Raw genomic sequence first — 15,185 nt, forward strand, 5'->3', positions numbered from 1 at the left:
CGCCCGGCGACGCTCCTCATCCAGGAAACACCCGTTCGGGTCAACCCTCCACCGGAGCGCGGCACCCCGCGGGTTTCCGGGCGGCCGGCGCCGCCGTACACCCGTTCGGCCCGACCCGCGTCCCGTGATGCCCCCGAATGCAGTCGCCCCGCTCGCCTGACCGGTCCTCAGGGGCTTGCCTGTAAGCGTGCCCTCAGCGCCCGCAGTGCCCCCGGGGTCCCTACGGACCGTGCCGACCTCAGGTCTCCGGCGCGCCCTGTCGGCCCTGCTGATCGTGCTGGGCTGCCTGCTGCTGCCGTTCGGCGCGCTCGCGGCCTGGGCGGCGTACGGGCTGGCGGACACCGGACAGTACGTCAGCACGATGGCACCGCTGGCCGACGACCCGGATGTCCGGGACGCGGTCGCGGACACCGTCGGTGACGGCATCATGCGCGAGGTGGACGTCGGCCGGCCGATGCGGGGCACGGTGGCGCCGTTCGTGCGCGAGGCGGTCCGGTCCTTCACCCAGACGGAGGCGTTCCGGCTGGCCTGGGACGCGGGCAACCGGGCCACCCACGACGCCGTGCTCCGCGCGCTCCAGGACGAGCGCGAGGAACCCGTCACCGTCGATCTCGCGCCGGTCACCGCCCAGGTCAAGGACCGGCTCACCCAGGACCATGTGCCGCTCGCGGCCCGTATCCCGATCCAGCACACGGCCGTCGCGGTACTCCCGGCGGCGGAACTGGACCGGCTCCGGAAGGGGTTTCACGTGCTCGAGGTCGCCGGCTTCTGGCTGCCCGTCGCGGCCGTCGTCTTCGCGGTCGGCGGCATCGCCCTCGCCGTCCGCCGCCGCCGTGCCGTCACGGCGGCGGCGCTGGGCACGGCACTGGGGGGCGCCCTGCTCGGCCTCGCCCTTGTCATCGGGCGCCGGCTCACCCTCGCCGACCTGCCGCCGGACGTCTCGCACCCGGCCGCGGCCGCCGTCTACGACGCCCTGACGTCCACCCTGCGCACGGTCTCCTGGCTGCTCGTGGCCCTCGGCCTGACCGTGGCCGCCCTGGCCTGGATCAGCGGGCGCCTGCGCCGGTCCGGGGCCGGGCAGACCCGGCAGCAGGCCGCCGGCACGGCCGATTCCGCCGCCCTCAGGGCCGATTCACAGTCTCCTGACCAGAACATGCCCGTCATGTGACCGGCTGCTCCGGCCCACGTCGACAGCCGGGCCGCCGCCAACGCCTCCGGCGCGAAGAGGCGATCGTCCTCGACATCGGCAACACCCCGCTGGACACCTGCTTCGAGGGCGGCATCACCGTCCCCGTCGCCCCGCCGGTGCTCGCCCGCGCCCAGGACGCGCACGCCACGGGCGTCGGCGTGTTCTTCGTCAGCGCCCACACCACCTGCAAGCTGCCGGACTACCACGGCCTGCCGGACCGACCGTCCGCCGAGGACCCCCGCGCACCGTCCGGCGAGGACCCCCGCGGACCGCGCGCCGCGAGGGCGGCCAGCGTCCGCAGCGCCCCCGCCAGCTCGGGCTCCGCGGCCGACGCGAGCCCGAGCCGTACCGCGTCCGGCGTCCGCTTCGGGTCGACGCGGAAGGCGGTACCCGGCGTGACCGCGATCCCGTGGGCGGCCGCGGCCGCCGCGAAACCGTCGGCCCGCCACGGCTCGGGCAGCTCCCACCAGGCGAAGTACCCGTGCGGATCGGCCCGTACGGCGAACCCGGCCAGCGCCTCGCGGAGGAGCCGCTGCCGCCGTACGGCCTGCTCCCGCTTGGCCGCCACGAGCCGCGCCACGGTCCCGTCCCCGATCCAGCGCACCGCCGCCTCCAGGGCGAACGCCCCCGCGCTCCATCCCCCGGACCGCACGGCCGCCGCAACCGCGGCCACCCGGTCCTCCGGTACGACGGCGAACCCTGCGGTGAGACCGGGCGCGACCCGCTTGGAGAGGCCGTCGACGAGATGGACGAGCCGTGGTGCGAGGGCGGCGAACGGCGGCGGCCCGGGGTCGCGGTGCAGGAACGACCAGATCCGGTCCTCCACGACCGGCAGCCCCAAGTCCTCCACCACTCGCGCCAGTTGCAGTCGGCGCTCGGCCGGCACGGTCACCGACGTCGGGTTGTGCAGGGTCGGCTGGAGATAGAGCGCGGAGAGCGGCGCGGACCGGTGCGCGGCGAGCACGGACTCGGCGACGGGCCCGTCCTCGTCCGCCCGCACCGGGACGAGCGTGATGCCGAGCCGCCCGGCGATCTCCTTGACCAGCGGATACGTCAACGGTTCCACCCCGACCCGGCCGCCCGGCCGCACCAGGGACCCCAGGGTGGCGGCGATCGCCTGCCGGGCGTTGCCGGTGAAGAGGACGCGGCCGGGGTCGGGCCGCCAGTCGCCGGTGGCGAGCAGCGCGGCGGCGGCCTCCCGGGCGTGCGGGGTGCCGTCGGCGGCGGCCGGCCGGAGGGCGTCGGTGAGCGCGTCGGGCCGCAGCAGCGGCGCGAGGGCCGGCGCCAGCAGCTCCGCCTGCCCGGGCACGGAGGGGTAGTTGAGCTCCAGGTTGACGCGGGCGGCGCCGTCCTCGACCAGCGCCCGCCCCTGCGGCACGGCCCGCGCGGACCGCACGAACGTGCCCCGCCCGACCTCGCCCACCACCAGCCCGCGCCGCACGAGTTCGGCGTACACCCGCCCGGCGGTCGAGGCGGCGATCCCGTGCCGCCGCGCGAACGCCCGCTGCGGAGGCAGCCGTTGCCCGGCCCGCAGCCGCCCCCGCGCGATGTCCAGCGCGATCCGGTCGGCGATCCCCCGGAAGTCGTCCACGGTCCCCCCTCGCTCCCATTGCACCGAGTGCAAAGATTTTATTGCACCGAGGAGTTGCGGGTCCCTAGGGTCGTGCACATGCCCCCCTTCCTCGCATACGACGACAACGACCCGCATACCGCGCGAATCCCACTCCTCCTCGTCCACGGCCACCCCTTCGACCGCACGATGTGGCACCCCCAGCAGACCACCTTCGCCGCCACCCGCCGGGTCGTCGCCCCCGACCTGCGCGGCTACGGCACCTCCCCGGTCACCCCCGGCCGCACCCCGCTCTCCCGCTTCGCGGCGGACCTCGGGGAACTCCTCGACGCGCTGAGCGTGCGGACCTGCGTGGTCGCCGGCCTGTCGATGGGCGGCCAGATCGCGATGGAGTGCTACGACCGCCTCGGTCCCGAACGCGTCCGGGGCCTGGTCCTGGCCGACACCTTCGCCGACCCGGAGACCCCGGAGGGCAGACGGGCGAGGAACGCCATGGCGGACCGGCTCCTGCGCGAGGGCATGCGCGGCTACGCCGACGAGGTCCTGGCGAAGATGGTCGCCCCGGACGCCCGCCCCGACGTGAAGGGCCACGTCCACCGCATGATGACGGCCACCCACCCCGAGGGCGCCGCGGCGGCCCTACGCGGCCGCGCCGAACGCCCCGACTACCGCCCCCTGCTGGCGAAGGCGACGGTCCCCGCCCTGGTCGTGGTCGGCGCGGACGACGAGTACACCCCCGTCTCCGACGCCGAGGCGATGCACGCCCTCCTCCCCGACTCCACCCTCCGGATCATCGACGGGGCGTCCCACATGCCCAACCTGGAACGGCCGGCGGAGTTCAACCGGGCACTGGGGGACTTCCTGGCCCGGGTGGACGAGGAATCGTGATCCCCGACACCGCACGACATGCCTCGGAGCCGGTCCGAAGACCGCACGACACCCGACTCCCCCCGTTCCCGCACCCGGTGCGTACCGGCCACCGCGCCCTCGTCGTGGACATCACGCCCCACCGGCACAAGCACGGATAATGGCCGCATGTCCCGCGAGTTCCCGATCGGCCTCACCCCTCCCGACTGGCTGGTAAGGAACCTCCGGCCCCAGCAGACCGCCCCCCTCAACTGGGCCGCCCTCGCCCGCGCCGCGCTCGCCATGAGCCTCCCGCTCGCCGTCGGGCTCGCGGCCGGACTGCCCGCGTACGGGGCGCTGGCCTCGATGGGCGCCCTGTCCGGGGTCATCGGCGACACCGCCGACGCCTACCGGATGCGCATCCTCAACATCGCGGTCCCGCAGCTCTTCGGCGCCGTCGGCGTCACCGCCGGCTCACTGGTCTACGGCCAGGGCTGGCGCACGGTCGCCGTGATCACCTGCATCGCGCTGGTCTCCGGGATGATCTCGACGATCGGCGCGGTGTCCTCCGTCTCCGGCCTGCTGCTCCTGCTCAACGCCGTGATCGGTGCGGGCCTGCCGCTGCCCGGCACCTGGTGGCTCACCCCGGTGCTGATGACCGGCGGCGGCCTGCTCGTCCTGCTGCTCGCCCTGCTGGCCTGGCCGCTGCGCTCGGGCGTACCCGAGCGGGCGGCGGTCGCCGCCGCCTACCGCACGGTCGCCGACCTGCTGTCCGCCAACGACGGCGAGGACGGCGAGGCGTACGACCGCGCCCGGCACACCGTCACCCAGTCACTGAACCAGGCGTACGACCTGATCCTGGCCCGGCGCGCCCGGCACCGCGGCCGCAGCAGCGAACTCACCCGCCTGCTGGCCCAGTTGAACGCGATCACCCCGGTGGTCGAGGTCGCCCCCGCCGTCCGCGTCGCCCGTCGTGCGGGGAAGCCGCTGCCGCCGGAGATCCCCGCGGCGGTCCTGCACATCGCCGACGCCGTCGAGACCGGCTACACCGGCCCGATAGGGCTGGCCCTGCCCGAGCCCCGCAACGAGACCGGCCGCGCCGTCGACCACGCCCTGCGGCACCTCGCCGAGGTCGCCACCAGCCCCGACGTCGACCCGCGCGGCATCGACGACCGCCTCGGCCGCCCCGCCGCCCTCGGCATCCGCACCGCACGGGCCGCCCGCACCGTCGTCCTCTCCGCCAACTCCTGGCGCTACGGCATCCGCCTCGCCCTGTGCATCGGCATCGCGCAGGCCCTGGTCTCCCTCGTGCCCGTCCCACGCTCCTACTGGGTCGCCCTCACCATCACCTTCGTCCTCAAGCCCGACTTCGGCTCGGTCTTCTCCCGGGCGCTGCTGCGCGCGCTCGGCACGGTGGTGGGCCTGGTGGTGGCCGCGACGGTCCTCGCCGTCGTACCGCGCGGCTGGTGGGACGTACCGGTGATGGTGGTCCTGGCGCCCCTGGTCCCGGCCCTGACCCCCCGGGGCTACGGCTTCCAGACCGCCGCCGTCACCCCGGTCATCCTGCTCCTCTCCGACATCCTGAACCACCAGGGCACCGGCCTGCTCCTGCCCCGCCTCCTGGACTCCCTGATGGGCTGCGCGATCGCGCTGGTCGCCGGCTACCTGCTGTGGCCGGAGAGCTGGCGCACCCGGGTCGGCGACCGGCTGGCCGACGCCGTCGCGGACACGGCGGCCTATGTCGAACTGGCCTTCAGGGCGGAGGCGGAGCCCGCCGCCCGCGCCCGGCTGCGGCGCCGCCTCTACCGCGACCTGTCGGTGGTCCGCACCGAGTTCCAGCGCGCCCTGACCGAGCCGCCGCCCACCGGCCGCCGGGCGGCGGCCTGGTGGCCCCTGGTCGTCGCCGTGGAACGCATCGTCGACGCGACGACGGCGGCCCGGGTGCGGGTACGGCACGGAGCAGCGCCCCCGGACCCGGCCGAGGTCGACCAGGTGACCCGGCAACTGCGCGAACTGGCGGAGGGCGTCCGCCGCTCGGAGATCCTGGTCGCGGTCCGCACGGACCTCACGGGCCCGCCGGACAGCGTCCTGGAACCACTGCGCCAGGAGGTGGCCGCGGCGAGAGCCATCGCCTCACCGCACTAGTTCCGACGACCGGCAGCAGCTTGCGAACTTTACATTTCGCCTACGAATTCTTGGCGCAGGATTGACGCAAGGGGGGCGGCCGTGCGCACGAACAGCCGCCGCACGAACGGGAGATGAACCGACCACACCCGAGGGGGGCCGGGTGCCGGGCTGGGACTCAACGCCGTACGCCCGACAGGAGTCATCGACCCTCCCCAAGATCGCAACCTGGGGCCGCTAACCTTACGTGTCCGTCCTGGCCAGCGATTGACGGGTATCAACTCACGCGAAGGGTTGCGCACATGGGCATTCTCACTCTCCTGCGGAACGCATTCGGCAGGTCGCGAAAGCCGCGCCCTGCCGAGGCAGAGGGTGCGGACCAGCTCCCTTCGCAGTCGAAGCAGCAAGCGCCGACGCAGGCGCCGGAAGCACCGGCGGCGGTCCCGGAGCCCCGCCCGGCGACGACAGACGAACACGATCTGGTCTCGGCCGCCTTCGACAACGTCACGGTCCCGAAGCAGGCAACCCGCCTGATCGAACCAGAGGTGGACCTCAAGCCCGAGCCCACGGCCGAGGCGACGCCCGCCGCGGACCCGGTGATCAAGATCGAGGCCGAGGTCGTGGTGGAACCGGCGGCACCGGAGGAACAGGCGGAGCCGACGGAGCCGCCCACGGAGACCGCCCCGGAGGCGACCAAGGAGGCAGCCCCGGCCCCGGAGCCCACGACCGAGCCGGTGGCCGACACGACCCCGGAACCGGAGGCCGAGGCCGAGCCGGAGCCGGTGGCCGAGCCGGAGCCGGTGGCCGAGGCGGTGGCCGAGCCGGAGCCGGTGGCCGAGCCGGAGGCCGAGCCGGTCGCGAAGCCGGACGACACCGAATCCGAGCCGGAACCGCTCGCCGAGCCGCTCGCCGAGACCGTCCCGGAACCCGCTTCCGAACCGGTGGCCGAAGCCACCCCGTCCCCCACCGCCGAACCGGTCGAGGCACCGGCCGAGACGGCCACCCCGGAGCCCGCCGCAGCCGCCGACGGCGAGTCCGCCCCGCAGGGGCCACCCGCACCCGACGACGAAACCGTCACGGGTGGTGCGGGCGGGAACACGACGGCCGAAGGCGAAGCCGAGGCCACGGCCCCCGGCGACGCCGCCACAGCCCCCGGCGACGCCGCCACAGCCCCCGGCGACGCCGCAACGACCTCCCTCGCCAAGGCCAACCTCACCGGCACCCACGCCGCCACCTACCTCGTCCTCGACCGCTCCGCGAGCATGCGCGGCTACTACAAGGACGGCTCCGCCGCGGCCCTCGCCGACCAGACCCTCGCCCTCGCCACCCGCCTCACCCCGGACGGCGAGACCCCCTCCGTCCACGTCGTCTTCTTCTCCACCGAGGTCGACGGCACCACCGACCTCACCCCCGCCTCCCCCGAGAACGCGATCGACGAGGCGCACGCCGGCCTCGGCCGCATGGGCCGTACCAGCTACCACGCGGCCGTCGAAGCCGTACTCGCGCACTACGACAAGCACCACGGCAAGGACGCCGGCAAGGACGGCGCCCCCGCCCTCGTCGTCTTCCAGACCGACGGCGCCCCGGACGCGAAGACCCCCGCCACCCAGGCCCTCACGGACGCCGCGAAGTCCCACCCCTCGGTCTTCTTCTCCTTCGTCGCGTTCGGCGAGCACGAGAACAAGGCCTTCGACTACCTCCGCAAGCTGAAGACCGACAACACGGCCTTCTTCCACGCGGGCCCGACCCCTCTGGAGCTCACGGACGCGGAGCTCTACGACGGCATCCTGATCGACTGGCGCCCGTAAGCACCGCCCGCAGCGCCCACCCCTGTGCCGCCCGCTTCTCACCCAATAAAACGGGAAGCGGGCGGCATACACATGTCGGCTACGATTTCAAGGTTCGCAATAGCAGCAACAGACCGACCTGGGAGCAGCCCCCGATGGCTCGACACCTCATCACCAGCGCCCTTCCGTACATCAACGGGATCAAGCACCTGGGCAACATGGTGGGGTCCATGCTCCCGGCGGACGTGTACTCCCGGTACCTCCGCCAGCGCGGCCACGACGTCCTGTACATCTGCGCCACGGACGAGCACGGCACCCCCGCCGAGCTCGCCGCGAAGGAGCAGGGCCTCCCGGTGGACGAGTTCTGCGCCCAGGCGCACGACGCGCAGAAGGCGGTCTACGACGGCTTCGCACTCGCGTTCGACTACTTCGGCCGGAGTTCCTCCCCCGAGAACCGCGAGATCACCCAGCACTTCGCCCGCCGCCTGAACGAGAACGGCTTCATCGAGGAGCGGTCGATCCGCCAGGTGTACTCCCCGGTCGACGGCCGTTTCCTCCCGGACCGCTACGTCGAGGGCACCTGCCCGCACTGCGGCTACGACAAGGCCCGCGGCGACCAGTGCGAGAACTGCACCCGCGTCCTGGACCCGACCGACCTGATCAACCCGCGCTCGGCCATCTCCGGCTCCACCGACCTGGAGATCCGCGAGACCAAGCACCTCTTCCTCCTCCAGTCCAAGCTGGAGAACGAGGTCCGCGAGTGGGTCTCGAAGCACGACAAGGACTGGCCGCAGCTGGCCTCCTCGATCGCCCACAAGTGGCTGACCGAGGGCCTGCACGACCGCGCGATCACCCGCGACCTGGACTGGGGCGTGCCGGTCCCGGCCGACACCTGGCCGGAGCTGGCGGCCGAGGGCAAGGTCTTCTACGTCTGGTTCGACGCCCCGATCGAGTACATCGGCGCGACGAAGGAGTGGGCCGACCAGGACCCGGAGAACCGCGACTGGAAGTCCTGGTGGTACGACGTCGACACCGACGTCCGCTACACGGAGTTCATGGCGAAGGACAACGTCCCCTTCCACACGGTGATGTTCCCGGCCACCGAGCTCGGCGTCCGCGAGCCGTGGAAGAAGGTCGACTACGTCAAGGCCTTCAACTGGCTGACGTACTACGGCGGCAAGTTCTCCACCTCGCAGAAGCGCGGCGTCTTCACCGACCAGGCCCTGGACATCCTCCCCGCCGACTACTGGCGCTACTTCCTCATCGCCAACGCCCCCGAGTCGGACGACTCGTCCTTCACCTGGGAGCACTTCACGGCGACGGTGAACAAGGACCTGGCCGACACCCTCGGCAACTTCGTCAACCGCGTCCTGTCGTTCTCGAGGAAGCGCTTCGGCGACGACGTCCCGGCCGGCGGCACCCCGGGCGAGGCGGAGGCGAAGCTCGGCGATGAGATCGCCGCGCTGCTCGCCGAGTACGAGTCCCACATGGAGTCCCTCCAGTTCCGCAAGGCCGCCGCGGCCCTGCGCGCCCTGTGGTCGGCCGGCAACTCCTACCTGGAGGAGAAGGCCCCCTGGCTGGAGATCAAGACCGACAAGGACGGCGCGGCCCTGACCCTGCGCACCGCGATGAACCTGATCCACCTCTACGCGGTGGTCTCGGAGCCCTTCATCCCGGCGACGGCGAAGACGATGCGCGAGGCGTTCGCCCTCGCCGACGACACCGCGACCTGGGTCACCGCCGACGAGGCGAAGGCACTGACCGCCGTCTCGGCCGGCACCCCCTTCACCGTCCCCCCGGTCCTGTTCGCGAAGCTCACGGACGAGGACCTGGAGACGTACAAGACCCGCTTCGGCGGCGAGCCCACCGCGTAACCCCACGCCCCGCCCCACCCCGAAGGGCCGGCAGGAGCACCCCTCCCGCCGGCCCGGGGCCGCGCCGTACGTCCGAAGTGCTGGGGCGGCCCGCCGGGGCGGGCTTCAGTCCTCCGTGGTTGTGGAGATCGAAACGGTTGCCGTGAATTTTTCTGCGGTGTGGTGCCCATCCCGGAAGTGAGCGGCGAAAGTTGACCGGGGCAGCCGTTCCCGGACGCCCCGACAGCCGCATGTCCACCACGCATCCGTATGGTTTCGCCATGGCAATCCCAGATCTCATCCCGATCGCCTACGAGCCCCATGGCCGTACCGAGGCCATCGGTCATTACACCGGCGGGCAGTTCCTGGCGTCGGTCACCTACGCGTTCCCCGAGGGGTTCCGGCTCGACGAGGGCTGGGAGGAGCGGAAACGGCTCTACTCGGTGCTGCATCTCTTCGACGCCGAGGGCACCTACCGCGACTCGCAGATCTGGTGCGCGGGCAGCTGGGCCGAGCAGCAGCTCGATCCGGACGGCGCCGACTCCGTGCTGACGCGGGCCCGCGCCCACCTGGCGGGCATGCTGCGCAGCCTGCCGAGGCGGACGTACACGGACATCGCGATACGCCCGTTCCAGCTCAGGATGGACGGCGTGTTCTTCGGCCTGGTAGCGAAGGACGACGAGGACGGCGGATGGGCCGAGCTCTACCCGGACCACCTGGGCTTCGGCGAGCCCTGGGACGGCCGGTACGACACCTGACACCGTGCGGGCAGGTCCTGCTGCCGGCCGCCCCTGGGACCGCCCCGCTCCGACGCCGGCGAGGGCGGTCTCACTCGTGCCCCGCCGGTGTCAGCCGTTGTTCGTCTCGTCCGGTTCGACGCCCAGGGTCAGGTGGGCGCGGACACCGCGGGCGATGTGGTGGCGGTCGTAGCCGAGGTGGAGCAGGCCGCCCGCGTGGCCGTTGCCCGGATAGATGGTGTCCTCGTCGAGGGTGGTGCGGGTGGTGGTGTTGCTCGCGTACGGTTCCACGGCGGCCGACAGCAGGACCGGCTTCTCGTCGAAGAAGAGCTGACCGGTGTGGCAGGTGTGGCCGCCTTCGTAGCCGGCGTCCGTCCACTCGCCGTCCACTTGCGACTTGACGTGGATGTGGACGCACCGGCCCTGGTACCAGCCGGGGAGGACGGTCCTGAAGGCGACCTGCCCGTTCCGGTCCGTGTGCCAGGTGCCGCGCAGGTAGCGCGTGTCGTCGGTCGGCTCCTGGTGGCCGCCGCCACCGCCGGGCGGAGGGCCGGCCCTCGACAAGCTCGGAGGTCAGCGTGTAGCAGGCGTCTTCCGAGACTGAGGGCGAGGCCTCGGTGCCGGCACCACCGCGGTGACGGCCACGCTGCCCGCCGCCAGGTCCGTCCGGCGGGCCGACTTTCCGCTCTTTTCCGGGGATTGAGCGTCTGTGGGGGTGGGGGTGTCTGTCATGGTCAGAGACCGTAGACAAGTCCGGCCCGGTGCGAACATCGGAGAGAGCTGTGAATCAGGAGGCGCGAGCGAAAGTCTGGCAACAAACGCTGCTTTCAAGCCGCCCCGCGGTCATATCCGGGCTAGGATGTCGCGCCATCTGATCAGTTGAGCAATGACAATGTTGTCAGATGCTCATATGCGTGGGGGGCCTTTGAACAGGGCAGTGATCGTAGGCATTGACAGTTACCCGGGCGCGCCGTTATTCGGGTGCGTGAACGACGCCAAGGACGTGGCAGATTGCCTGTCTCTTGAACAGTACGACTTCGACAGCAAGTTGTTGTTGAACGGTCAGGCCACCCGCAGCAGCATCCTGCGGAACCTGCACGAACTGGCCTACGGGGAAGAGGAAGGCGGCACGCTCGTCTTCTACTTCGCCGGCCACGGGCAGGTGCTGGGCCAGGCGGGACATCTGGTCACTCACGACGCCGAGAGGTTCGATCCCGGCATATCGCTGAGCCAACTGGCACAGATCATGGAATCGGCCAGCCGTAACTTCGACCACGTGGTCACCATTCTCGACTGCTGCCACTCGGGCTCCGCCTACAGCTGGTCGAACAGCAGGCCGCTCCAGGCGGGGGACATCGAGCGCGAGGTCCCCACGGTGAACGAGAGCCGCTGCATCCTTGCCGCCTGCCGCCCCGAGGAGTCGGCGGAGGAGCGGCGCGGGCACGGTGTCTTCACCGACGCCCTGACGAGCGCGCTGCTCGGCGACGCCGTGAACTGGAACGGCGAGGTCACGTTGCTCGGTGTCTTCGAGCACATCAGCGCCAGTCTCTCGACGGAGTTGCAGACCCCCGTCTTCAAGGGCGACATCGCCGGCACAGTGGTACTCGGCTCGGGCTTCGACAGGCGCGAAGGGCCGCCCATCGACAAGAGCGAGCTGGCCCAGAACCTCGCCAAGGCGCACCACCTTGTCGACCAGTACCACTACCTCCAGCTCACCGAGCTGTCCGAGCGCAACGTCCGGCTGCAGCAGGGCGCCAGGAAGTGCTCCATCAAGCTGGAGCCGGTCGTGCACTGGTTCGAGGAGACCGAGAAGGCGCTCCCGGACCTAAAGCGGCACGCTGACTGGACGAACCTGGTCGCCCGGGTGCGGGAGTTCCGGAAGAACCTCGCCGACATCAGCGTCGGTGAGCTGACTCGCTTCGGCCGGGTCGTCCGTCACCTCGGGCACGGTGGGTACGGCCACGTATGGGAGCTGGAGGACGACGGCGGAGCGCGCTATGCCATGAAGATCTTTCACGGCAATGAGCTGGACGACGAGGTCAAGGTCCGTCGCTTCGCGAACGGCTACAACAACATGCGGAAGCTGGAGCATCCGTACATCGTGCGCGTCCATGAAATGCTGGCCGCTCCTTACGGGTTCCTCATGGATTCCATCGCCGGGGACAATCTGAGAAAGGCGTACATCGACCGCAACGATCCGGAATCCGTCCTCCAGTTGATGATCGACATCTGTGAGACCGTGCAGCATGCACATTCACAACAGGTCAGGCACCGGGACATAAAACCCGAGAACATCATCGCCGCCTACAGCGACCGGGGCCGGCTCGTCCCTTACCTGACCGACTTCGATCTCGCCTACCACGAGACGAACCGGACGGTCACGACGAACATCGGCGTCGGCGGCGTGATCAACTATGCCGCTCCTGAGCAGTTGTTCGAGCCCAACGCAAGGACGGCCCGGAGCGAGACGGTGGACGTCTTCAGTCTCGCTCAGCTGATGTTCTTCGTCATCACGGGACGGGACCCCAGCGGTGAGAACTTCGCCAAGAATCTGGAGATCCTGACGCACGACCTCGGCAGTTGGGTGGACGACCGGGCCGCCAAGACCCTCATCGAGCTGTACCGGTCCTCCACCTCGAAGCAGCCGAGCGAGCGGCCGCAGACCGTGGTGGACTTCGTGAGCGAGCTGCGCCACGCGGAGTCCGTCATCCAGGTCGCCAGCGGCACCGACAAGATCATGGAGGAGGATTTCTGCCGCCGGGTCGGCCAGCTGTACGCGGGGCTCAACAACTACTCCGCCACCGAGGGCGAGTGCCGGATGAACAGCCGGTCGGGCCAGGTGGAGATCGTGGTGCGATTCAAAAACGTCAGCAGCAAGGGAGAGGCGTCCCTGGAGCTGGAGTGCTCCGTCACCGACAAGCTCCCGGTGCCGTCGCTGAAGTCCGGACGCTCCGCCCGCGAGTCCATCAACATCCGTCTGGACAAGATCGTCGCAAGGCTTCCCGGAGTTCGGCGACACGCCGGCAACAAGGGCGCCTACCAGGTGTACCTCTCCGTCGACGACGTCACGCTGGACGTGGCCGGCGTGGCCTGGGTGGCGGACGTCATCGCGAAGGCGGTCGCCGGTATCGAGCAGTGGTGATACACCGACAGGCCGGTGCCCCGGGGACCGTACTGGTCCCCGGGGCACCGGCCCGCCTCGTTGAGGTGCCTTACTTCGGCTGCGGCTTCCGGATGGAGAGGTGCAGCTCGCGCAGGCGGCTCTCCTCCAGCTCGGTCGGGGCGCCCATCATCAGGTCCTGGGCGTTGCCGTTGAGCGGGAAGGCGATGGTCTCGCGGATGTTGGGCTCGTCGGCGAGGAGCATCACGATGCGGTCGACGCCCGGGGCGATGCCGCCGTGCGGGGGGGCGCCGAAGCGGAACGCGCGGAGCATGCCGGCGAACTCGCGCTCGACGGTCTCCTCGTCGTAGCCCGCGATGCCGAAGGCCTTGAGCATGATGTCGGGCTCGTGGTTCCGGATGGCACCGGAGGACAGCTCGACGCCGTTGCAGACGATGTCGTACTGCCAGGCGAGGATGTCCAGCGGGTCCTGGGTCTCCAGGGCCTCCATGCCGCCCTGGGGCATGGAGAACGGGTTGTGCGAGAAGTCGATCTTCCCGGTCTCCTCGTCCTTCTCGAACATCGGGAAGTCGACGATCCAGCAGAACCGGAAGACGTTCTCCTCGAAGTGCCCGGAGCGCTTGGCCGCCTCGACCCGGACCGCGCCCATGATCTTGGAGACCTCGTCGAACTCGCCCGCGCCGAAGAAGACGGCGTGCCCGGCGGCCAGCTGGAGACGCTTGGTGAGCTCGGCGACGTTGTCCTCGGTGAGGAACTTGGCGATCGGGCCGGTCAGCGAGCCGTCCTCGCCGACGCGGACCCAGGCCAGGCCCTTGGCGCCCTGCGAGACCGCGTAGTCGCCGAGCTGGTCGAAGAACTTGCGGGGCTGGTCCTGGACCGCCGGGACCGGCAGCGCGCGCACGTGCTTGCCGGCGAAGGCCTTGAACTCCGAGCCCTCGAAGATGTCGGTGATGTCGACGAGCTCCAGCTGGGCGCGGAGGTCCGGCTTGTCGGAGCCGTACTTCAGCATCGCCTCGCGGAACGGGATCCGCGGGAAGGGCGAGGTGACGTGGCGGCCGTTGCCGAACTCCTCGAAGAGCTCGGTCATGAGCCGCTCGATGGGCCGGAAGACGTCCTCCTGCTCGACGAAGCTCATCTCGACGTCGAGCTGGTAGAACTCGCCGGGCGAGCGGTCGGCGCGGGCGTCCTCGTCGCGGAAGCAGGGCGCGATCTGGAAGTAGCGGTCGAAGCCGGAGATCATCAGCAGCTGCTTGAACTGCTGCGGGGCCTGCGGCAGCGCGTAGAACTTGCCCGGGTGCAGGCGGGAGGGGACCACGAAGTCACGGGCGCCCTCGGGGGAGGTCGCGGTGAGGATCGGGGTGGCCATCTCGTTGAAGCCGAGGGCGACCATCTTGTGGCGGATGGCGGAGATCACGGCCGTGCGCAGCATGATGTTGCGGTGCATGCGCTCGCGGCGCAGGTCCAGGAAGCGGTACTCCAGGCGCCGCTCCTCGTTGACCCCGTCCTCGGTGTTGATCGTGAAGGGCAGCGGGGCGGCCGCGCCGAGCAGCTCGACCTCGCCGACCTCGACCTCGACCTCACCGGTGGGCAGGTCGGCGTTGATGTTCTCGGTTCCACGTGAAACAACGCGGCCGTCGACGCGGACCGTGGACTCCTTGGAGAGCTTGTCCAGGGCCTCGTAAGCGGCGGTGCCCGGGCGGGCGACGAGCTGCGTGATGCCGTAGTGGTCGCGCAGATCGATGAAGAGGATGCCGCCCAGGTCGCGCCGATTGTGCAGCCAGCCACTCAGCCGGACGTCGGTGCCGACGTCAGAGGCGCGGAGCTGGCCGCAGGTGTGGGACCTGTACCGATGCATCGTCGGGTGTTCCTCTTCTTCGTCTTCGTGGTCTGCCGAGGTGCTCGAGGTGCTCTCCTCGACCGGGACGGGCACAGGGCCCGGACCCATCAAGGGTACCGGG

At 70.9% G+C, this 15,185-nt stretch carries 10 protein-coding genes; 7 read left to right on the forward strand and 3 right to left on the reverse strand.

From position 1 onward, the window contains the following. Positions 1 to 229: 229 nt before the first annotated feature. Positions 230 to 1,168 carry a hypothetical protein gene (locus BLW82_RS20960; protein ID WP_256215899.1) on the forward strand — a complete coding sequence of 313 codons (939 nt, stop codon included), beginning with the start codon at positions 230 to 232 and terminating at the stop codon, positions 1,166 to 1,168. 220 nt (positions 1,169 to 1,388) lie between these two features. Here BLW82_RS20960 and BLW82_RS20970 read toward each other — a convergent pair whose 3' ends face one another. Next, on the reverse strand, positions 1,389 to 2,780 hold the full coding sequence (locus BLW82_RS20970; RefSeq protein ID WP_093500664.1) for an aminotransferase-like domain-containing protein: 1,392 nt from the start codon (positions 2,778 to 2,780) through the stop codon (positions 1,389 to 1,391). Between the two features lie 78 nt (positions 2,781 to 2,858). Between BLW82_RS20970 and BLW82_RS20975 the strand changes: the two genes are divergently transcribed. From BLW82_RS20975 to BLW82_RS20995, 5 genes are all read left to right on the forward strand, one after another. Then, positions 2,859 to 3,647 carry an alpha/beta fold hydrolase gene (locus BLW82_RS20975; protein ID WP_093500666.1) on the forward strand — a complete coding sequence of 263 codons (789 nt, stop codon included), beginning with the start codon at positions 2,859 to 2,861 and terminating at the stop codon, positions 3,645 to 3,647. A 147-nt stretch (positions 3,648 to 3,794) separates the two neighbouring features. After that, positions 3,795 to 5,750, forward strand: a complete 1,956-nt coding sequence (locus BLW82_RS20980) for an FUSC family protein (protein ID WP_093500668.1) — start codon at positions 3,795 to 3,797, stop codon at positions 5,748 to 5,750. A 281-nt stretch (positions 5,751 to 6,031) separates the two neighbouring features. Beyond that, positions 6,032 to 7,537 carry a VWA domain-containing protein gene (locus BLW82_RS20985; protein ID WP_093500670.1) on the forward strand — a complete coding sequence of 502 codons (1,506 nt, stop codon included), beginning with the start codon at positions 6,032 to 6,034 and terminating at the stop codon, positions 7,535 to 7,537. 134 nt (positions 7,538 to 7,671) lie between these two features. Further along, entirely contained in the window at positions 7,672 to 9,390 is a 1,719-nt protein-coding gene (gene metG / locus BLW82_RS20990) for a methionine--tRNA ligase (RefSeq protein WP_093500672.1), read from the forward strand. Between the two features lie 260 nt (positions 9,391 to 9,650). Beyond that, entirely contained in the window at positions 9,651 to 10,127 is a 477-nt protein-coding gene (locus BLW82_RS20995) for a hypothetical protein (RefSeq protein ID WP_093508177.1), read from the forward strand. A 90-nt stretch (positions 10,128 to 10,217) separates the two neighbouring features. On the opposite strand, the gene BLW82_RS21000 is transcribed toward BLW82_RS20995, so the two are convergent. Continuing rightward, positions 10,218 to 10,670, reverse strand: a complete 453-nt coding sequence (locus tag BLW82_RS21000) for a peptidase associated/transthyretin-like domain-containing protein (protein ID WP_371131368.1) — start codon at positions 10,668 to 10,670, stop codon at positions 10,218 to 10,220. A 346-nt stretch (positions 10,671 to 11,016) separates the two neighbouring features. Between BLW82_RS21000 and BLW82_RS21005 the strand changes: the two genes are divergently transcribed. Next, a complete protein-coding gene (locus tag BLW82_RS21005) occupies positions 11,017 to 13,248 on the forward strand; it encodes a protein kinase domain-containing protein (RefSeq protein ID WP_256215900.1) in 2,232 nt (743 codons plus the stop codon). 70 nt (positions 13,249 to 13,318) lie between these two features. Here BLW82_RS21005 and aspS read toward each other — a convergent pair whose 3' ends face one another. Beyond that, positions 13,319 to 15,082, reverse strand: a complete 1,764-nt coding sequence (gene aspS, locus BLW82_RS21010; protein WP_093508178.1) for an aspartate--tRNA ligase — start codon at positions 15,080 to 15,082, stop codon at positions 13,319 to 13,321. Positions 15,083 to 15,185 lie beyond the last annotated feature (103 nt).

The organism is Streptomyces sp. Ag109_O5-10, assembly GCF_900105755.1.
Taxonomy (GTDB): domain Bacteria; phylum Actinomycetota; class Actinomycetes; order Streptomycetales; family Streptomycetaceae; genus Streptomyces.

Excerpts from the sequence above, each read along its gene's own strand:
- BLW82_RS20975 (WP_093500666.1), top strand. The coding sequence starts at position 2,859 with ATGCCCCCCTTCCTCGCATACGACGACAACGACCCGCATACCGCGCGA.
- BLW82_RS20980 (WP_093500668.1), top strand. The coding sequence starts at position 3,795 with ATGTCCCGCGAGTTCCCGATCGGCCTCACCCCTCCCGACTGGCTGGTA.
- BLW82_RS20985 (WP_093500670.1), top strand. The coding sequence starts at position 6,032 with ATGGGCATTCTCACTCTCCTGCGGAACGCATTCGGCAGGTCGCGAAAG.
- metG (WP_093500672.1), top strand. The coding sequence starts at position 7,672 with ATGGCTCGACACCTCATCACCAGCGCCCTTCCGTACATCAACGGGATC.
- BLW82_RS20995 (WP_093508177.1), top strand. The coding sequence starts at position 9,651 with ATGGCAATCCCAGATCTCATCCCGATCGCCTACGAGCCCCATGGCCGT.
- BLW82_RS21005 (WP_256215900.1), top strand. The coding sequence starts at position 11,017 with ATGCGTGGGGGGCCTTTGAACAGGGCAGTGATCGTAGGCATTGACAGT.
- aspS (WP_093508178.1), bottom strand. The coding sequence starts at position 15,082 with ATGCATCGGTACAGGTCCCACACCTGCGGCCAGCTCCGCGCCTCTGAC.